The sequence below is a fragment of the Ruegeria sp. CJ3 genome (assembly GCF_056536725.1).
On record NZ_JBQFQE010000010.1, the window covers coordinates 102,299 to 120,674 of the forward strand.

General features: G+C 57.1%; 17 protein-coding genes. 2 read left to right on the plus strand and 15 right to left on the minus strand.

The features are described 5' to 3' along the window. Positions 1-65: 65 nt before the first annotated feature. The 12 genes from ACR0J1_RS16575 to ACR0J1_RS16630 form a co-directional block, all read right to left on the minus strand. Positions 66-1,517 carry a hypothetical protein gene (locus tag ACR0J1_RS16575; protein WP_480733562.1) on the minus strand — a complete coding sequence of 484 codons (1,452 nt, stop codon included), beginning with the start codon at positions 1,515-1,517 and terminating at the stop codon, positions 66-68. A 125-nt stretch (positions 1,518-1,642) separates the two neighbouring features. Next, positions 1,643-1,954, minus strand: coding sequence for a hypothetical protein (locus ACR0J1_RS16580; protein ID WP_480742505.1), 312 nt, complete (start codon positions 1,952-1,954; stop codon positions 1,643-1,645). A gap of 83 nt (positions 1,955-2,037) precedes the next feature. Further along, entirely contained in the window at positions 2,038-3,561 is a 1,524-nt protein-coding gene (locus tag ACR0J1_RS16585) for an amidase family protein (RefSeq protein ID WP_480733560.1), read from the minus strand. 157 nt (positions 3,562-3,718) lie between these two features. Continuing rightward, complete coding sequence (locus ACR0J1_RS16590) at positions 3,719-5,167, minus strand: M81 family metallopeptidase (RefSeq protein ID WP_480733559.1); 1,449 nt, start codon at positions 5,165-5,167, stop codon at positions 3,719-3,721. Further along, positions 5,164-5,694, minus strand: a complete 531-nt coding sequence (locus tag ACR0J1_RS16595) for a TRAP transporter small permease (RefSeq protein WP_480734552.1) — start codon at positions 5,692-5,694, stop codon at positions 5,164-5,166. Before ACR0J1_RS16595 ends, ACR0J1_RS16590 begins: the two co-directional genes overlap by 4 nt. Positions 5,695-5,700: 6 nt before the next feature. Beyond that, positions 5,701-6,678: a TRAP transporter substrate-binding protein gene (locus ACR0J1_RS16600; protein ID WP_480733558.1), complete on the minus strand. Its 978-nt coding sequence runs from the start codon at positions 6,676-6,678 to the stop codon at positions 5,701-5,703. Positions 6,679-6,704: 26 nt separating this feature from the next. Continuing rightward, a complete protein-coding gene (locus ACR0J1_RS16605) occupies positions 6,705-7,988 on the minus strand; it encodes a TRAP transporter large permease (RefSeq protein ID WP_480733557.1) in 1,284 nt (427 codons plus the stop codon). Positions 7,989-8,130: 142 nt separating this feature from the next. Further along, positions 8,131-9,132 carry an N-acetyltransferase DgcN family protein gene (locus ACR0J1_RS16610; protein WP_480733556.1) on the minus strand — a complete coding sequence of 334 codons (1,002 nt, stop codon included), beginning with the start codon at positions 9,130-9,132 and terminating at the stop codon, positions 8,131-8,133. Between the two features lie 19 nt (positions 9,133-9,151). Further along, complete coding sequence (locus tag ACR0J1_RS16615; RefSeq protein WP_480733555.1) at positions 9,152-10,132, minus strand: dipeptide epimerase; 981 nt, start codon at positions 10,130-10,132, stop codon at positions 9,152-9,154. Continuing rightward, positions 10,129-11,043 (minus strand): ABC transporter permease, encoded by a 915-nt coding sequence (locus ACR0J1_RS16620; RefSeq protein ID WP_480733554.1) that lies wholly within the window; start codon positions 11,041-11,043, stop codon positions 10,129-10,131. The genes ACR0J1_RS16615 and ACR0J1_RS16620 overlap by 4 nt, the downstream gene beginning before the upstream one ends. Next, the gene (locus ACR0J1_RS16625; protein WP_480733553.1) at positions 11,036-11,824 is read right to left on the minus strand and encodes an ABC transporter ATP-binding protein; all 789 of its coding nucleotides are present in this window, start codon (positions 11,822-11,824) and stop codon (positions 11,036-11,038) included. Before ACR0J1_RS16625 ends, ACR0J1_RS16620 begins: the two co-directional genes overlap by 8 nt. A 50-nt stretch (positions 11,825-11,874) precedes the next feature. After that, a complete protein-coding gene (locus ACR0J1_RS16630) occupies positions 11,875-12,846 on the minus strand; it encodes an ABC transporter substrate-binding protein (RefSeq protein WP_480733552.1) in 972 nt (323 codons plus the stop codon). 174 nt (positions 12,847-13,020) lie between these two features. On the opposite strand from ACR0J1_RS16630, the gene ACR0J1_RS16635 reads away from it, so the two are divergent. Together ACR0J1_RS16635 and ACR0J1_RS16640 are read left to right on the plus strand one after the other, a co-directional pair. After that, positions 13,021-13,617, plus strand: a complete 597-nt coding sequence (locus tag ACR0J1_RS16635) for a helix-turn-helix domain-containing protein (protein ID WP_480733551.1) — start codon at positions 13,021-13,023, stop codon at positions 13,615-13,617. Positions 13,618-13,856: 239 nt separating this feature from the next. Further along, positions 13,857-15,200: a sodium-dependent transporter gene (locus ACR0J1_RS16640; protein ID WP_480733550.1), complete on the plus strand. Its 1,344-nt coding sequence runs from the start codon at positions 13,857-13,859 to the stop codon at positions 15,198-15,200. A gap of 247 nt (positions 15,201-15,447) precedes the next feature. On the opposite strand, the gene ACR0J1_RS16645 is transcribed toward ACR0J1_RS16640, so the two are convergent. The 3 genes from ACR0J1_RS16645 to ACR0J1_RS16655 all read right to left on the minus strand — a co-directional run bounded on the left by ACR0J1_RS16645 (position 15,448) and on the right by ACR0J1_RS16655 (position 18,370). Next, entirely contained in the window at positions 15,448-16,329 is an 882-nt protein-coding gene (locus ACR0J1_RS16645; RefSeq protein ID WP_480733549.1) for an MBL fold metallo-hydrolase, read from the minus strand. A gap of 218 nt (positions 16,330-16,547) precedes the next feature. Then, entirely contained in the window at positions 16,548-17,696 is a 1,149-nt protein-coding gene (locus ACR0J1_RS16650) for a sensor histidine kinase (RefSeq protein ID WP_480733548.1), read from the minus strand. Next, positions 17,693-18,370 carry a response regulator transcription factor gene (locus ACR0J1_RS16655; protein ID WP_480733547.1) on the minus strand — a complete coding sequence of 226 codons (678 nt, stop codon included), beginning with the start codon at positions 18,368-18,370 and terminating at the stop codon, positions 17,693-17,695. Before ACR0J1_RS16655 ends, ACR0J1_RS16650 begins: the two co-directional genes overlap by 4 nt. Between the last annotated feature and the right edge of the window lie 6 nt (positions 18,371-18,376).

Consider the following 18,376-nt stretch of genomic DNA (forward strand, 5'->3'; position numbering starts at 1 on the left):
AGGGGCGAGCCGCCCTTAGCTCGCCCCCCCCTCCGTGTTAGGACATCTGTTAGATCGTCATTAGATCAAGCAAAGAAGTCCCAGGCACCGTCACAGTCGCACGAGCTAAAGTCGAAAATCTGATCGCCATCATTGAAGCCTTGGAAATCGACGCTCTGGTCACCGTCATTGGTACCGCCGAAGTTCACGCTCTGGGTACCGGTATTGAAGTTGAAATCATCTTCACCACCGCCGAAGTTGACGTTCTGATCACCGGAGTTGAAGTTGAACTCTTCATCGCCGAAGGTCACGGTCTGGGTGCCGGTGTTACCCTCAGGATCACCAAAGGTAACAGTCTGCGTCCCGGTGTTGCCTTCCGCATCCCCGAAGTTCACGCTCTGCGTGCCAGAGTTGGTGTTGGCTCCCTCAGCGTCGCCGAAGCTGACATTCTGGTCACCCGAGTTGACGTTTGTACCATTGTCGTCGCCGAAGGTGACGGTTTGAGTACCGGTGTTGCCCTCAGGATCACCAAAAGTCACCGTCTGGGTGCCGGTGTTGCCTTCCGCATCCCCGAAGTTCACGCTCTGCGTACCAGAGTTGGTGTTGGTGCCGTCGGCGTCGCCGAAGCTGACATTCTGGTCGCCCGAATTTACGTTTGTTCCATTGTCGTCACCGAAGGTGACGGTTTGGGTGCCAGTGTTACCCTCAGGGTCGCCGAAGTTAACGGTCTGAGTGCCGGTGTTGCCCGCGGCGTCGCCAAAGTTCACGCTCTGCGTGCCAGAGTTGGTGTTCTGGTCGCCGTTTCCGAAATTCACGTTCTGATCGCCAGTGTTGGTGTTGGAGCCATCGGAATTTCCGAAGTTGACGGTTTGGTTGCCGCTGTTGGTGCCACCAAAGTCCACATTCTGGTCGCCAGAATTGGCACCGGAGGTGGTGCCGGTGTTTCCGAACTTGAAGTCAGCGCTTTGCAGGTCGTTGATGTCGACACCACGCAGTGTCATCGTGTTGCCCAGGCCGTCGTCGATGATGACGTCATCACCGACTTGCGTGAGGTGGTTTGCGACCAGATCGTCGAAGTTCGTGATAGCGTCGAGGGTTGCGCCTTCGAAGCGGATCACTTCGTTGTCGTCGTTGGCATCAAAGTCGGTTACAACATCTGCGCCTGCCGAGAACACAAAGCTGTCGGACCCGGTGCCACCGGTCAGTTTGTCGTTGCCCGTGCCACCGTTCAGATCGTCTTCGCCCGCGCCGCCGTTCAGGACGTCACGGCCCGCGCCACCGCTCAGCGCATCATTGCCCGCGCCGCCGTTCAGTTTGTCACGGCCGCTGCCACCGTCCATTGCGTCGTTGCCTTCGCCACCGTTCAGCGTGTCACGACCACGACCACCAACGATTGCGTCATCGCCCGCGCCGCCGTTCAGTTTGTCGTTGCCACGGCCGCCTTCGAGAATATCGCTGCCGCCAAGGCCAAAGATTGTATCAGCTGCGGCAGTACCCTGAAGGATGTCCGCATTTTCAGTTCCACGAATGTCACTCATGTTGAGCTCCTTTTGCGTTCTGGGCGGCGTTCAGAAGTGCCCGCCCATTTGAAATTTCTGCGTCGTCAAGTTCACGAACGAGGGGGTCATGTTTGTCGTGAGTGGTGTCGATTGCGTGAGTTCACCTACACACCGAAAATTGCGTCGGGCAATTGAGAAATCGGCAACGCGCGTTGACGAATTTGCAACGGGTTGGAAAATGCTGGATTTTGACTGTTAAGGGCTGTTTTTACAGGCAAAAACTTGCCGATAGTCGACTCTGGCATTGCAAAAACCTGCTTGGATCGCGCTTTGGTAATCAAGCAAGAATTCGGCTGCCGGAACATGACGTTAGGTAAGCTTTTGCCGCTATCTGCGGAGAATCGGCTCGTGCCAATCCCAAAGCTGAGTCTTGCCTTCCCAAAGCCTGCTTCAGAGGATCTCAGAATGGTCATCAAACACGCCCACCTGCCAATCTCTTTAACAGGCGCTTTGGCCTTCCGCGGCCGATGAGTGGCCACGGAAGACGTCTTTGCAGGAGTCAAAGAGACGGCTCAGGAATGGGCTCAGTGACCGCGCTCATGGCGGCTGCAATAGCGATCAGCAGCCGATCCGAACCCATCGGACCATCAAGGCTTGCCCCAATCGGCATACCGGACGGGGACATCGCAATTGGCATTGCAAGCCCCGGTGTGCCCGCCAGGGCACCAGGCCCTGAGTTTCGGTCGTTGATGTAGAGAGACGCAGGGGCCCCGTCGATTTCAATTTCCTGACGGTTCTCAGGCGTCGCGCTGGACGCCGTTGACGCCGTTGCGGGGAACAGCATCACGTCTACATCATTCGCTTTGAAGTAGTCTTCATACGACTTTTGCATCTTCGGTCGAATGTCAGCAATTGCCTGCTCATAGACCTCTTGCGGGATTTTTTGCGCGGCATCCGGTATGACCAGCGCGTCCCAGAAACCGCGTACATCCGGTCCGACGGCTGCGTGCAGGTCTTCGACCGAACGACCATCGCCCCATTCCGCAAGAAACGCGGTCATCGCAGGCCATGTTTCGGTGAACAGGATCGGATACAGCCCTGCTTCCACCAATGGTCCGGCCTCTTGCAGGTCGGCCTCTACAAACACCACACCTTGCTCGCGCAGCCGAGAAACAAAGGCTCCAAAGGCTGACCGGACATCCTCGGCCAGATCATCCATGAACAATGCGGAAGGCAGCCCCACGCGCAATCCGTCCAGCGAGACCGGCGCAACAGCCTGCGTGTCATCCGAGAGCACTTCGTCAATGATCCGCACATCACCGATGGAGCGTGCAATCGGGCCGACCGTATCAAGCGTCGGAGCAATCGGTGACACGCCCGAATTGTCGTATCTGCCGTGGGTTGGGCGCAGACCATAGAGGCCGTTGAAGGCGGCCGGAACGCGGATCGAGGCCGCTGTATCTGATCCTATCGCAATTGGAACAAGACCCGCCGCAACAGCCGCAGCACCACCGCCCGAAGATCCACCCGCGATCCGCGTCCGGTCGTAGGGGTTCAGCGTCTGCCCATAGTGAGAGTTATAGCCGTTGGAACCGTATGCGAGCTCGTTGGCATTGTTCTTGCCAAAGATAATTGCACCTGCATCCAGCAACCGTTCGACCAGAGGCGCGTTGACCTCGGGCACATATCCTTTGAACAGCGCGGTGCCGAAGGTTGTTTCGATCCCTTCTGTCACCACCAGATCCTTGATCGAAATGGGCACACCAAAAAGAGGCAACGCGTTTTGCCCGGCGTCCTGTTGCGCTTGCAGTTCACGCGCACGCGCCAGAACAGCCTCTGCATCAAGAGAAATGAACAGATTGTAGTCACCGTTCAGGGCCGCCGCGCGCTCAAGCTGCTCCGTAACATAATCCACGAGATTGACCTCTCCGGACCGAATGGCCTGTGAAATCTCCTGCCCCGAGCGTGCAGCGGCTTGTTCGGCGCGCACGCCCCCAGCGAACAGGCCCGTCACTAGCAGTGATGTCGAGAACGCTGTGAATTCACGACGTGAGAGCTTGGTGTGAGAAGTATTATCAGTCATAAGTTGGTCCAACCATGTCCCTGTTTTTGTGTTGTTCGTATGCGTTGAAACGGTTTGGCGAGAACAAGATTTCCTGTCAGATTGCCAATTCCGAAGCTGATGTGAGTTATGCTCCTAGCAGTTGTTTCCATTGAGATTGAAGCCGCCGCGCGACAGATCATCCAAAGGGATTTTCTGTCTTTGGCCAGTACCTGCCGTGGCGTTTGGTATAGGGAATGCCGGCGAAGTCAGGTGTGATCGCGCCCGGGCTGGCGATGTGAATGACTTCGGACGCGATGGGTGCGAATGCGGCATAGAAGTGTTGAGTGGATTTTACCACCAAGGCCTTCATGCTGCCGATATCCATACCAAGATCGGTAAAGGCAGAGGGGTGGAACGTCTGACTGCGCAGGTCATTGACCACCAGATGGACGCCATCGGCCTCGAGCCACACGCCGGTTCCCATTGGCATCGAAGAGCCACCCATTTCCTGGGTCATATCATCGCGAATGGACCGGACGGTCGCCATAAGATCCACGGGTTGACCAGACATTTTTCCGATCTTGCCACCCAGACGGATCTGTATTGTGCCCCCCACGCCGACATCCTTGCACATCCGCACCAGCACAGGGTCCCAGAACAGGCCGAGCGCGATATCCTTCAGCCCGCGTTTCAGCACCTCCTGCAGCACGAAGGTGGAATCCGACGGCGCACCGCCACCCGCATTGTCTGCCGTATCAGCAAGCACGACAGGATAGGCGGTTGCGGTGTCAATCCGATCCAGCGCCTTCGAGATGTCGGGCCAATCGATCCGCAGGTCTTCACGCAAGTCCCAAAGCCGCGCGCCAAACTCGGCGGCAACGCGTTCGGCTTTGGCCGCGTCGCCATCGGCGATTGCCAGCATCCGCGATCCGACCCGTTCGCTATCTCCCCAGGGAAACCCATGGGTCAGAGACAGGCTCAGAACGCCATCCAGGCCTTCCCGGGCCTGCATCTGTTCGACGAAACTGCGCATCGGTTCCATGGGCGTCTGATAAAATGCGATCATGCGGCAATCGTAGTCGCGCATCACCGGGTTGATTTTGTCCAATGCGGTATCGGCAGCGAGCGTAAACAGCTCTCGCGCGCGTTCTGCGGTGTCCGTATGGGGATATTCCTTGAAAGCGACCAACAGATTGGCGGCGTCCAACATGGCAGTGGTCAGGTGATGATGAGGATCCAGCTCGGCCCCGACCACGGCAGACTTACCCAAAATATCGCGGGCGCGCGTTAACAAATCGCCTTCGCAATCGTCATAGCCCTCGGCCATCATTGCGCCATGCAAGGAAAAGAGGACGATGTCGGGGCGTGATCTTTCGATGTCCGAGAGTATTTCATCGCGAAATTCCTCATAGACCGCCCGGATCGTTGGGCCGGCGGGTTGGGCCAAGGCCGCCAGGCTTTCGACAACCTCCCACCCTCGTGCTTCGGCGGCGCGGCGCCATTCGATCAGCGGCGCCGAGAACGGATTCGGTTCCATCTGTGTGGCTTGGCGAGTCAAAAAGGTCTCTTCGAAAGCGGCCCGCCCCGTTGGTATTGGCGAGAACGAGTTGGTTTCGGTTGCCAGCAACGCAATCAGAACTTTCATGGCTTGTCCTTATGGTTTGCAGGGCCGAAATGAACGGCCAGTTGCGCGAGCAGATGTATCAGGATGAGAGCAAAAGCCACCGGCACCGCCAGGCCAAAGACAATCATCAAAACATCCATTGTGGCGGCCTGCCGCCCTGCAAGGCGTGCCAGATAGCCTTTGGCGGGGTTCATATTGGCCCCAAAAATACTGAACCACAGAATAGGTGTGACCAGAGCCAGAGCCCCAAGTGCCCGGATGACTGCCAGAGCATGACCGGTTGCGCCGCGCCTTTTCCGCATGTCAGGGAAAAGAGAGGGGTCGGTGTTGAGCCGAAAGGCGCAAGAGGCCCCCAGAAGACCTGCCCATACCATGGAATATCGCGCCAGCTCTTCAGTCCAGGCCGGGGGTTGCGACAGGATATAGCGCGCAAAAACCTGCCAGAGCGCGGCCCCCAGCATCACCAACACACCAGCAACAGCGCCCCAAAGCGCCAGTCTGTGGAGCGCCCGCGATAGCCGTTCTATCCAAAGGGCCGCAGCTCGCATGTCGTTTTATTGACCGATCGCAGCGATCCAGGCGTCCAGCGCCCCGTCGGGCATTGGCAAGGTCGCCCAACCGGCTTTCGACGCTTCACGGAAGCCGTCGCGCGCCGCCTCGTCCAGCCGGATCACTGAAATCCCCGCCTCTTCCAGTTGCTCGATCACTACGGTCCGGCCAGCCAGCCATTCGCGGTTGGCGGCATTTGCGGCCGATATGGCATCATCGACGATTTTGCGCTCATCCTCAGACAGCCCCTGATACCAATCTTCCGAAATGATCGCGAGGCGTGTGGATGGCGTCATCGACACATCGGTGAAATGCTTGATGAAATCTGTGTGCCCAAACAAAAGCGGCACGAATGGAGGGTTGATGTAACCATCCGCAATACCGGTTTGCAGCGCGTTGGGCACTTCGTTCCAGCTTACGATCGTCCCCTGGCTGCCCCAGGATTCGAATATGGCAATCTGCGCCTCGTCCAACGCCCGCATCCGCAGGCCCGAGAGATCTTCGATGGTGTTCACAGGTGTCTTGGTGGTGAAAATACCGGCAGGCCCGCCCGAGTATACAACGCCCGCGATCCGCACGCCCTTGGGCGCGATTTCTGCATTGACACGATCCAGCATGCCGCCGTCGTACAGAGCTTGATCCAGCTGGGCATCATCAGCAAAGAAGTAAGGCAGCAACAGACCAAAGATCGTACCGTCGAGCGTGCCGACCTGTTTGTTGTCGGACATAGAGACCTCAAGCAGCCCCTGGCTGACCTGATCGAGCCTTTCCGCCTCGCCACCCAAGGCACCCCGCTCGTATTCGACCGGGTCCATGCCATTGGCCTTGAGATGTTCGCTGAACGTATGCGCCCAGACATAGGTGCCCGAATGTTCAAGCGTGGGTGGGGTGTCCAGCGCAATTTTGACCTCGGCGGCCACCGGTGACACCAGACCGATGACCAGACCAGCCAGCGCCCCTCTGAGGAAGCTTTTACGTCGCATTCTGTGTTCTCCTATTCAAAGTGTTTCTAGTTCCACACGTCCATGGCGCGAGGCAGGAAAAGACTGATTTCCGGCACGAAAACCAGAATGCCCAGCACGAGAATTTCGATAATGACAAACGGAATGACCCGGGCCGCAAGCGCCCAGTAATTCACCCCTGCCACGGTCGATACGATCAGAAGGCACCCTCCAAGCGGCGGCGAGACCAGCCCGACCGACAGGTTGAAACAGATGATGATGCCCAGATGCACCGGGTCGACACCATTCGCCAAAGCCACCGGGGCCAGAAGCGGCACCAGCAGCGCCATCGCCACCGCAAGATCCAGAACCATGCCAGCAAGAATGAAGACGACATTCATCAGCAACAGATATCCGACGGGGCCAAGGCCCAGGCTGGTTACCGTATTGGAAATCGCCTTCGGCACCTGCTCCAGCGATGCAACATGACCCAACGCGGCCACCGCGCAAAGGATGATGAAAATCGAGCCACTCAGAATTGCGGTGCGTTGCAGGCTTTCCTGAATATCGTGTTTTGAGAAGCCGGCGTAGAAATATCCCACCACAAAGGCGGCGATCACCGCAATCGCGGCAGCTTCTGTCGGGGTCATCCAGCCAAACACAATGCCGCCCAGAATAATAACCGGCAGTGACAGGGCCGGAAAAGCAACGCGCAAAGCATTGAGGATAGGAACCCGGTCTTCTTTGGCGATGCGTGGATGGTCCTGGACAATCGCAAAGACCGTGTTGGTCACAAAAAGCGCCACGGCCAGCAGCAGCCCGGGCAGAATGCCCGCAACAAAGAGCGCTGCGACGGAGGTTTGCATGAGCGCGCCGTAAAAGATCAGAATGATCGATGGCGGGACAATCGGCCCGATGATCGCTGAGGCCGCAGTTATGGCCGCGGCATAGTTTTTCTCATAGCCCTGCCTTTCCATTTCGGGCACCAGCGTATTTGACAAGGCCGCCGCATCCGCCACGGCTGAGCCAGAAATGCCCGCGAAGAAAACCGACGTCATAATGTTGACATGGCCCAGACCGCCGCGAATGCCCCCGACAATGGCAACGCTCAGGTCAATCAGCGCTTTGGTGACGCCGCCTCGGTTCATGAATTCCCCAGCCAATATGAACAAAGGCATGGACAGGAGCGAAAAGACCGAGATCTGCGAGAATACTTTCTGCGGCAGTATGGCCAGGTACCGGGCATTATCGGTGAAAACAAAGGCCAGCACGGCCGCACCGCCGATGACATAGGCCAGTGCCAGGCCCGAAGCCAGCATCAGGACAACGCATATCGGAACAAGCCAGATCACGATGGCACCGACCGGGTTCGGTCGCCCCGGTCCTCATTCGATCCGGAAGCAAGGATCGTGTGTTCTGCCAACTTGTTCTTTCGTAGCTTCAAGTTCACTTCCCATTGCGCAGAAGGGTTTTGACAAACCTCTGGTGGTTCGGTCACTCAAGGGTCGAAATGATGTCGGCGACGCCAAAGCGCACCGGGTCGCAAGCAGGCACGCCATGTTCGGCGCTGAGATCTGCCAGACGCTGCCGAGCCTCCGTTTCGGTCAAACGTGACGTATTAAGACAGATACCGGCGCATTTGATCTCGGGCGCAACACGGCGTGACAACAGCACGGCCAGTTCCTTGATTTCAGAGATCGTTGCCGTCTTGTGACCCGGGAATGCCGAAAGCTCCTCGCGCCCATCTTCGTGGCAGACGACAAAAGCGGTCGGTTGCGCACCGTGCAGCAATCCCAGCGAAACACCGGCATAGGCCGGATGAATAAGTGCGCCCTGCCCTTCGATAACATCCCAATGAGCTGCATCGTTTGCAGGCGTCAGTTGTTCAACCGCGCCGGCGATGAAATCCGAGACGATGGCATCAACGCAGATACCCTTGCCATCGATCAGAACACCTGTTTGCCCGGTCGCGCGGAAGGTCGCGTTCATACCCTGCGCCACCATTTCCCGATGAATGGCCAGCGCGGCGTATTTCTTGCCAACCGCACAATCGGTCCCAATCGCCAGCAGACGCTGACCTGCGCGCGGCAAGCCGGTTGCGATCGGGTAATTGCCATGTGCCAACCGGACATCGTGGATGATCCCGCCGGTCCTGTCTGCTGCCTCTGCGATGGCGGGAATAGATCGCAGCGGAGTGTGCATGCCAGATGCCACCTCCATGCCCGCCTCCAGCGCCTCGACAATTCTGCTGATCCATTCGGGTGGTATTTGGCCGCCGATAAACGCGGTGCCCAGAACCAGCGTTCGCGCGCCTGCGGATACAGCTTCGGCGATACTTAGGTCCGGTAGCCCAAGGTCGGCGACGCAGCCCTCGTCCCGCAACTGTCCAATGCAGCGCTCCGGCCGCCAATACGCCAGACCAAGGCCGGTTTTTGCGAGCCCCGGGATTTGTGTGTTGCCCAGGTAGATCAGATAGGGGGAACTTATCTCTGCCATTTTGGTCTTTCGTTTCAGACTAGCCCCAAAGGGCGGTATCGTAGTGCTTCAGTTGTCCGTTTTGGTATTGCATTGCGGGGGTCCGGTCCGATGCCAGTTGCAACGGTCCATCCAGATCGGACCAATCCGAAAGGCTGCCAATCACATAGCCGGGGGCCATGGACAGCGACGTGCCTGACATGCAGCCCACCATCACGCCCATTCCGGCCTCTCTGGCGGCCCGGACCAAAGCCAGCGCCTCTGTCAGCCCGCCGGTCTTGTCCAGCTTGATGTTCACGCCCTGATACAGGTGCTTGAGTCGCTCGACATCTGCCGCGACATGGCAGGACTCATCCGCAAACAGCGGCACCGGGTTGTTCAACTCGGCAAGCGCTTCATCCTGCGCGGGTGGCACGGGCTGTTCGATCATCCTGACGCCAAGTTCGGCCAGCTTGCCGCTGACACGTTGCAGCAACTCAACCGTCCAACTCTGGTTGGCGTCCACGATCAACTCTACACCTGGCCGTGCCTTTCGAATGGCGCTGACGCGATCGACGATATCCTCCCCATCCAGCTTTAGTTTCAGAATGTGATGGTTCGAGGCGCGGGCGGCTTCGGACATCTCCTGGATGGTGCCCAGACCAACAGTTTGATCCACGTCGATTGCTGCAGGCCCCTCTGCCAGACCCGCAAGCGCCCAGATGCTTCGGCCGCTTTCTTTGGCCCGCAGATCCCAAAGCGCACAATCCAGTCCATTGCGGGCAGGACCTGCGGGCATGGCGGCGCATACAGTTTCGGCGTCAGCACCGTTTTCAATCTGAGCGATGGCTCTGTCGAGATCGGCTTTGATCTGTTCCATAGTCACGTCGAAGACGACGGGATAGATACCTTCGCCCTGCCCGGATTTGCCGTTGCGCGATACCGTGACATGGACACAATCCAGCGTTTCAATTGTGTAGCCGGCAAATTTGAAAGGCTCGGCAAGCGGCCATTTTTGCGGTGTGTAAACGACCTGTGTCATTCGCGTATCTTCTCGTGTGCCATGCGACCCTTGCGTTTGCTCAACAGCGTCGGACCGGCCAGCATCGCGATCACAAGGATGCCGGTCGCGATCTTCAGATCGCTTGGGGCGAGCCCGGCCGCGAGACAAAAAGAAATCAACTGGTAGTAGATGATGGACCCGATAAAGGGCGCGGCCAGTTGTTTCAGAATCCGGTCGCGACCCGTGATCGCCTCTCCGATCATCAGCGCGGCCAAGGCGTTGATCAAAATGCCCAGACCCATGTTCACATCGACAAAGGACTGGCTTTGCACCATCAGGCTGCCGCTGAAGGCCGAGCACCCCCCGGCAACCCCTACACCCAGAAAGATCATACGGTTGACGTTGTTGCCCTGCGCTTCGGCCATGTCGGGATTGTCCCCGACAGCTCGCATTGCGATCCCGCGCTCAGTGCTGAACCAAAAGCGCAATGCCAGAAAGAACAGCCCGGCCAGTACCCCGGCCAGCAATATCTTGCCCCCGTTGACCGACAGCGACGGCACAGAGACATAGTCAAACACCTTGGTTTCGCGAAACAAGGGAATATTGGGCTGACCCAGAATTCTCAGGTTCACGCTGTAAAGCATGGTCGTGACCAGAATCCCGGCCAAAAGGGTGTGGATCTGAAACCGAAGGTGAATGAAAGCGGTCAGAGTGCCCGCCATAAACCCGGCAACAAAGGCAAGGATCACCGCAAGATAGGCCGGAACGCCCGCCAGAATTGCCACTGCAGCGACCGCGCCACCCAGCGGATAGGCACCTTCAGAGGTCAGGTCGGGAAAGGACAGGATGCGAAACGGGATCATGACAGCGAGAACCACAAAGCTGAGGATCAGACTCTGGGCCAATGTGACGGGCACGAGCGCCCAAAACACAGAAAACACATCAGCCATTGCCAGCCCCCAGAAGCATGCGGTCGGTCTTGATCGAGAAATGGTCCGTCAGGCTACCCACGGTGGCCGAGGTCTTGTCGTCCCCGGTGATGTCAAGCTTCACCTTGCCCGCTTCCAGCATCAGAATGCGGGTTCCGTAATCCACGGCGTGTTGCATGTTGTGCGAAACCATGAGTGTCGTAAGCTTGAGGGTGTCGACCGCGCGGATCGTTGCATCAAGCACAAGCGCTGCCGTGCGCGGGTCCAATGCTGCGGTATGTTCGTCCAACAGCAGTATGTCGGGTTCATCCATGACCGCCATGACCAGGGACAGGGATTGGCGCTGCCCGCCCGACAGCAGGGACACCCGGGTGTCCAGCCGATCCTCAAGTCCCAGTCTGAGGTATGACAGTTGCTCTCTATACCAGTCACGGCGCTGCTTTGTCAGCCCGATCCGCAGCCGCGCCTTGGATTGGCGCAGTTCGGCCAGCAGCATGTTCTCGGCAATCGTCATGCCTGCGGCGGTGCCCTTCATCGGGTCCTGAAACACCCGCGCGACGTGGTTCGCGCGGCGGTGCACAGAAACGCGTGTCACGTCGTCGTCACCGATGCGAATGCTGCCCGAATCCAGCATGAGTGAGCCGGAAATGGCATTCAGTAATGTACTTTTGCCCGCTCCGTTCGAACCTATGATGATCGCAAACTCACCTTTTTGCAGGGTCAGGTTCAGCCCATCAAGCGCCACTTTCTCATCGGGTGTGCCCGAGAAAAACGTTTTCCTCGCCTCGCGGATTTCTAACATCGGTGCATCCCAGTCTGGGCGTACCGCCCGCAGGCGGTACGCTGATACGCTTAATCGGCGATGCAGTCGCAATCGTTGAATGCATCGGGGATCGGGGCTCCGACACGCGCCATGGCAGATTTGGAGATCGCCATGACATGATCCTCAAAGCTGGGCTTTTGCGGCGCAATCGACGCGGGGGACTCTCCGGCCAGAACGCGCACGGCGATTTCGCCGACCATCTCGCCGATCCGATAGTAGCTGACGGTAAAGCCGGCGGGGATCAGCCCCTCGTTGACCGGACCGTCATCCATGTTGACAACCGGCTTGCCCATTTGGGTCGCAGCACTACTGACCGCAGCGATTGCGGGCTGGATCATATTCGAGGCAGGCCCGTAGATAACATCTGCGGATGTCGACAGCGACGTGATGCGCGCCATGATATCATTGGTGTTGTCGATCCCGACGCTTTCAATCTTCAGGCCCAGCTCGGGACCGTGGGTTTCGAACAATTCCAGTGTGGCAAGATCGTTTGCTTCGGCCGGGTTGAAGGGAACACCGACACTTTCCGCGTCAGGAAACAGTTGGCTGATAAATTCCAGCGTTGCCTTGATGTCCAGCGCATCTGCGACGCCGGTGATATTCTTGCCGCCCTCTTCCCAACTGGGAACGAGCTCGGCGGCAACCGGATCGGTAACAGCCCCAAACAGCAGCGGTTTGTCACCGTCGCCGAAGAGATTCAGCATGTTCTGGGCAACCGGGGTGGTGATCGCCACGATCATGTCGGGGTTCGTTGCTTCGATCTTGGCAAACATCTGCGGCAACAGGGTCGGATCGAAATTAACGTGATCGACCGTTATTTCAGCATCGACGCCCGCAGCATCAACCGCAGCCTGAAACCCCTCCGCGACTGCATTCAATTGCGGATGCGACCCGAAATTCGCAATGGCGATTTTCTTGGTTTCAGCCATGGCAGTGGTCGCAGCAAGCGTTGGTACAGCCAAACTCACAGCGATTACGAGTTCGCGAAAATAAGTCCTCATTTGCATTCCTCCCAGATGCGAACTGCCAGCGTATTGATGACAATTGGGGGGATCGTAAAATTTACTAAAAGAAAATCAAGTTTTATTTTACGAAAACTTTGTGATCCATAATTGGTTTGTGGAGAGCCCGGACTGACAATAGTCTTGCAGCACCGAAACAGGAGAATTCGCTCGATGACAGAAGCAAACGGGGCGCGGCAGGAAGTGGGACAACGCGTCAGAAGTCTCAGGAAAAAGCGAGGTCTGACGCTGCAACAAGTGTCGGATCGCGCAGGGCTTGCCGTTTCGACACTTTCCAAGATTGAGCGCGGTCTTCTGGCACCGGCTTACGATAAATTCTCAAAAATCGCTGCCGCGCTTTCCGTCGAAATAAACGCACTTTACGCAGATGATGGCGGCAGGTTTGAAGAGGGAGGGTTCCTTGTCGCGCGCGTTGGCGAAAGCACTCTGCAAAAGAACGACCTCTACACCTACGAATTGCTCTTCGCGGAATCGCATGGGAAAACCATGCTGCCCGCTCTTTGCAATCTGAAGCCATTGGAAGAGATGAATGTGAGCGAGCATGTTCGACATCCCGGCCAGGAATTTGTTTATGTGCTGGAAGGCAAACTCGAGCTCCATCTTGACGGCAAGCTCCCGGTGATACTCGGCGTTGGAGACAGTGCCTATTTTGACAGCAATCGGGGGCATGTATATGCATCGGCGACTGCTGATGGCGCGCGCGTCCTGCTCATGCACGCCCCGTTGCAGACTGTGTTCAAAGATCCTTAAAGGATTTGCAACGTTGCAAGCAGCCGCAAACCTGCGAACCAGATGAACGTCAAATCGGCGCCTCTTCGCTGCGGCTTGCATGAAACGGCGCGCCTTATGATTTCTGGGAATGCCCGCTATGCGGATGTGAATGCAACATTTCTTTCTGGTATTTAGTGTGTTCTACGCGCGCCCAAGATGCGGAGGAAGCCTGTTGTGCTGACTGCGTTCTATTCAAGAGCGTCGCTTAGGACATGAAAATGAACACATCACACGAAAACTGGGGTTCTCGCCTTGGCTTCATTCTGGCCACCGCAGGATCCGCGATCGGCCTCGGAAACATTTGGAAGTTTCCCTACGTTGCAGGTGAGAATGGAGGCGCAGCCTTCATCATCATCTATCTCGGGATCGTGTTCACCATCGGCCTGTCCGCAATGCTTGCCGAAATTGCGATCGGCCGCGCTGCTCAGACCGACGCCGTCCATGCCTTCCGGAAAATTGGTAAACCCGCCTGGTCGTTCGTCGGTGTCCTCGGGATCGTGATCGCGGTTATCATTCTGTCGTTTTATTCCGTTGTCGCAGGGTGGTGCATCGCCTATGTCGTCAAATCGGCCAGCGGTGCGCTTTCCGGATTGGATGCGGATGCGGTTGGTAGTGCCTTCGGGGCCTTTATAGAGTCCCCTGTAACCCCAATTATCTATCACGGTATCTTTGCCGCGCTCACCGTCGCAGTTGTCACCGCAGGCGTTTCCAAAGGTATCGAGAGAACCAGCAAATTCCTGATGCCTCTTCTGTTTGTCATTCTTGTGGCTCTGGTTGCACGGTCGGTCACTCTTCCCGGTGCCGAAGAAGGGTTGGAGTTCTTTCTCGCACCCGATTTTTCCAAAGTTTCGGCCAGCACCGTCATGACCGCTCTTGGTCAGGCGTTCTTTTCTCTTTCTCTGGGCATGGCCATTCTGTTGACCTTTGGGTCTTATGTTGATGGACAGACAAACCTCGGCAAATCCACGGCTCAGATTGCATTCCTGGATACGCTGGTTGCCATTCTGGCTGGCCTCGCCATCCTGCCGGCCGTATTCGCCATTGGGCTCGACCCTGCTGCCGGGCCGGGTCTTACCTTTGTGACTCTGCCCACGGTCTTCAACGCTATGCCCGGCGGGTATTTCTTTGCCATCATCTTTTTCGTACTGCTGACCGTCGCGGCGCTCACCTCATCAATCTCGGTTCTTGAGCCTGTCGTCGCCTTCTTCACCAACATGGGCCTGTCCCGCAAAACGGCGACCATCGGATCAGGTGTACTTATTTTCCTGCTAGGCATTCCATCGTCCCTGTCGATGGGGATATGGAGAGACGTCCATTTCATCAAGGGGCAGGGCTTTCTCGATTCAGCCAGTTGGCTTACGGACAAACTGCTGTTGCCGATCAGCGGGCTGCTCATCTGCATCTTCGCGGGCTGGGTTATCACACCAACTATGACAAAGGAGGTGTCAGGAGATGGCACCCCAGGTGCGCTGACCAAAGCTTGGCTGTTCATTTTGCGCTTCGTCGCCCCGGCTGCAATCTTGCTGATCCTCCTGAGCGGCCTGGAGATCATTACTTTCTGACAAGATTGCTCCGGTCTTATCGCTCGTGCGACTTCATCGCAATTGGCACGTTCAAACAGTCAACTTGGCCTCTGGCTGTATCGTCCGCCAGAATCCCCGCCGTATCTAGTTCCAGGATGTCTAAAGCTTGGGCCTATCTGGATTGCGGCGACCTCGAGCTGAACAACAACACAGCCGCGCACGCTGTTAGACCCGCGCCATCGGGCTTTCTGTTTGATCTGCAGAACAGACGCTCCAGATGCTGGCTTCAGCCCATTGCCCCAATGGCCCTGAGGTATCGCTCGGCGGAATACCATATGGCTTCGCGAGCCTTCGAATTTATCGTCGCGCCCGGAGTTGCTCCATGAAGGCGTTCGATTAGGTAGGGCGTGACCGCCGCAACGATTGCTCTTATTTCTGACGCACCCAGAGGGATGCGGTTGGGATATGAACGCATGAAGCTGACCGTTCGCCGGTCGGCAGAGACCGAAATCGTATCAGAAGCCAATAGAATACCTCCATTCTGGTTCCAATGCAGGACGCAGGCACCCTCGAAGTGTCCGCCGCAATGGATTATCCGGAGGCCGGACAGAAGATCCAGCGTCTCACCTTCCCAAAGGTTTAGAGCCGGGCAAGCGTGTTGTACCCATTCGGCATCGGCTGCATGTAAATAGACGGGCACGCCTCCAAATGCGGCGCTCCAGGTCGAGAAGTCGCCGTAGAAGTGTGGGTGCGAGATAGCGATGGCTGCAAGGCCACCCAAATCGTTAATCCAGCGAATTGTTTCAACGTCGAGGGTCGGGAGGCAGTCCCACAGCACATTCCCCTCCTTGGTTTGGATGAGAAAGGCACGCTGCCCGATGGCAAAATCAGGATCTACGACCAATTCGTGGAGGCCAGGCTCGACCTCTGTCCGGCAAAGCCGGTGCGCCGCGAAGAGCGCCGCAGCCGACATCCAGACTTGGCCTCCAATAGGGACGTATTGTCGCTCGTCGGCACAAATCGGGCAAAGGCTGGGTAACTCAACGCTGTGCGGAAAAGCAGTTCCGCAGGTGGCGCAAATCGGCTTGTTGGGTTCGAACACTCCTCGTTCCATGCATGCCGCAAGCGTTTCAGCCTCACCGCCATTCTCATTTGTTCGATTAGCCATACCATTCTCCCTGATGGTTAGCTTTACCCCCTCAACCTTGGTTGAGATCAAGTGCGAACTACAAGACGCCAAATGGATCAACCGGGTTCAACGGACGGACGCATCAAAAAACCGTCATGATTGACCTAACATGCCCCAAATCACGCCCGACGACCCCGAATGCTGTCGATAGTGGTTATCGGCATTCTTGTTGCCGGATTTGCTGCGAGACACAGAGGCTATGTGCTGGAAGCGCGCTCTAGCTCTATGGTGAATGACGCACCACCTGTTTCTGCGTTTGTTGCCAAGATCTGCCCGCCATGTGCGCGAATGAGCGAAGTGGCAACCGCCAGTCCCAACCCGGACGATTGGCCGGCTTTCGATCCACCGTTGAACGGATGAAAAAGCTGATGCGCGGGGACGTTCTGCGGCAGACCTATTCCATCGTCGGTGATCGTAATCTTCGCGCGGTCACCGTCATCGGAGCAAGAGATTGAAAGCCGCGAGGCCCCCTCCGCGTGTTTCAACGCGTTATCGAAGATGGTTTGAACAGCCTGCGAGATACGGACCTCATCGGCCAAAACGGTGGCCGACACCAGAGCCTGCTCAACTGAAATACCTGCCGCATCAAACCGGGTTTGAAATGTCGCAAGAAGATCGTCCAGAAGACGCTGCAGGTCGATCTCTCGAAGGCTTAGCTCCAGATGACCCGCATCCGCCAGGGACATGGTGCGCAGATCGTTGATGATCGTGCTCAGCGCCTTGGCGTTGCGAAGCATGGCTTCGAGGATAGCATCATCGGCAATCATGACACCGTCCTGTATTGCATGAAGCTGACTTGTGATCGCCGTCAAAGGGGTGCGCAGCTCGTGGGCAATCACAGCAGCGTCTTTGCGAACACGTTGATCCTGATGGTGGAGTTCCTGTGCCAGCGCATTGCTGTCAGAGACCAACTGTTCGATTTCCTGGCCGTAACCCGCTGCGACACCGGGTGCGACCTGCGCAGTATAGTCCCCCGACACCAGCATCCGCAGGTGATCTTTGACAGCTGTGATCGGACGCGTGATCCAGCGGGACGCAAAGGCCGAGATCGCAATCGCCAAGACGACAAATGACGCTGAAACGCAAAGAAACAATAAGGTAAGCCCTATGCCGGGCGACTCGATGATCCACTCTTTTTCGATACTTGCGATTTCGTCTTCCAGCGCAGCCAAACTTGTCTCTAACTCCGATAGCCTCTGTGATGTGGCTTCGGAATAAACTACCTCTGGCGTGATCGCTTCGTAGACTTCGAAGAAAAACCAGATTGCCAGGGCCGCAACTACTAATGTCAAAAAGGACACGCCGACCATTGCGAAGGTCGATCGCGTCCGCAGACTGATGTTCATGGCCTGAGCTCCAACCGATATCCAATGCCTCGGACGCTCGCGATTTTTATCGTATCCGAGTGTTGTGCAATCTTGCGCCGGAGATGCGAGATGTGACTATCCACCGTGCGCTCTAAGGCATCACTTTCTGCAAGGCTTGAGTCCAGCAGGTCCATTCGGCTGAACACGCGGCCCGGATGGCGGATCATATGAGACAGTAGCCGGAATTCACTTAGCGTCAGATCGAGCTCGGTGTCATTGACCGTGATCCTGTGCTGCGTCGGGTTCAGACGGATTGGCCCGGCCTGCACATCGCGTTCACCCGTGCTTGCCCCGCGACGCAGAACCGCCCTGGCGCGCGCCACAACTTCCTGCGGGTTATAAGGTTTCACGACATAATCATCCGCCCCCATGCGCAGACCCGAAAGCCGATCGAGATCGTCACCGACGGCCGTCGCCATGATGACCGGCACGTCGCTTGTGCGCCGCAAACGCGCCAGCACCTCAAAACCGTCTATCTTTGGCAGGCCCACATCGAGAATGATGATGTCCGGTTTGAGGGTTTGGTGGTGTACCAATGCGGTTTCGCCATCCATGGCAACCACCGTGCGAAACCCGTCACGCTCAAAATAAGCCGTGAGAACCTGTGAGATATCAGGTGCATCTTCTACAATGAGGACAAGGGCATTGTTCATAGAGCA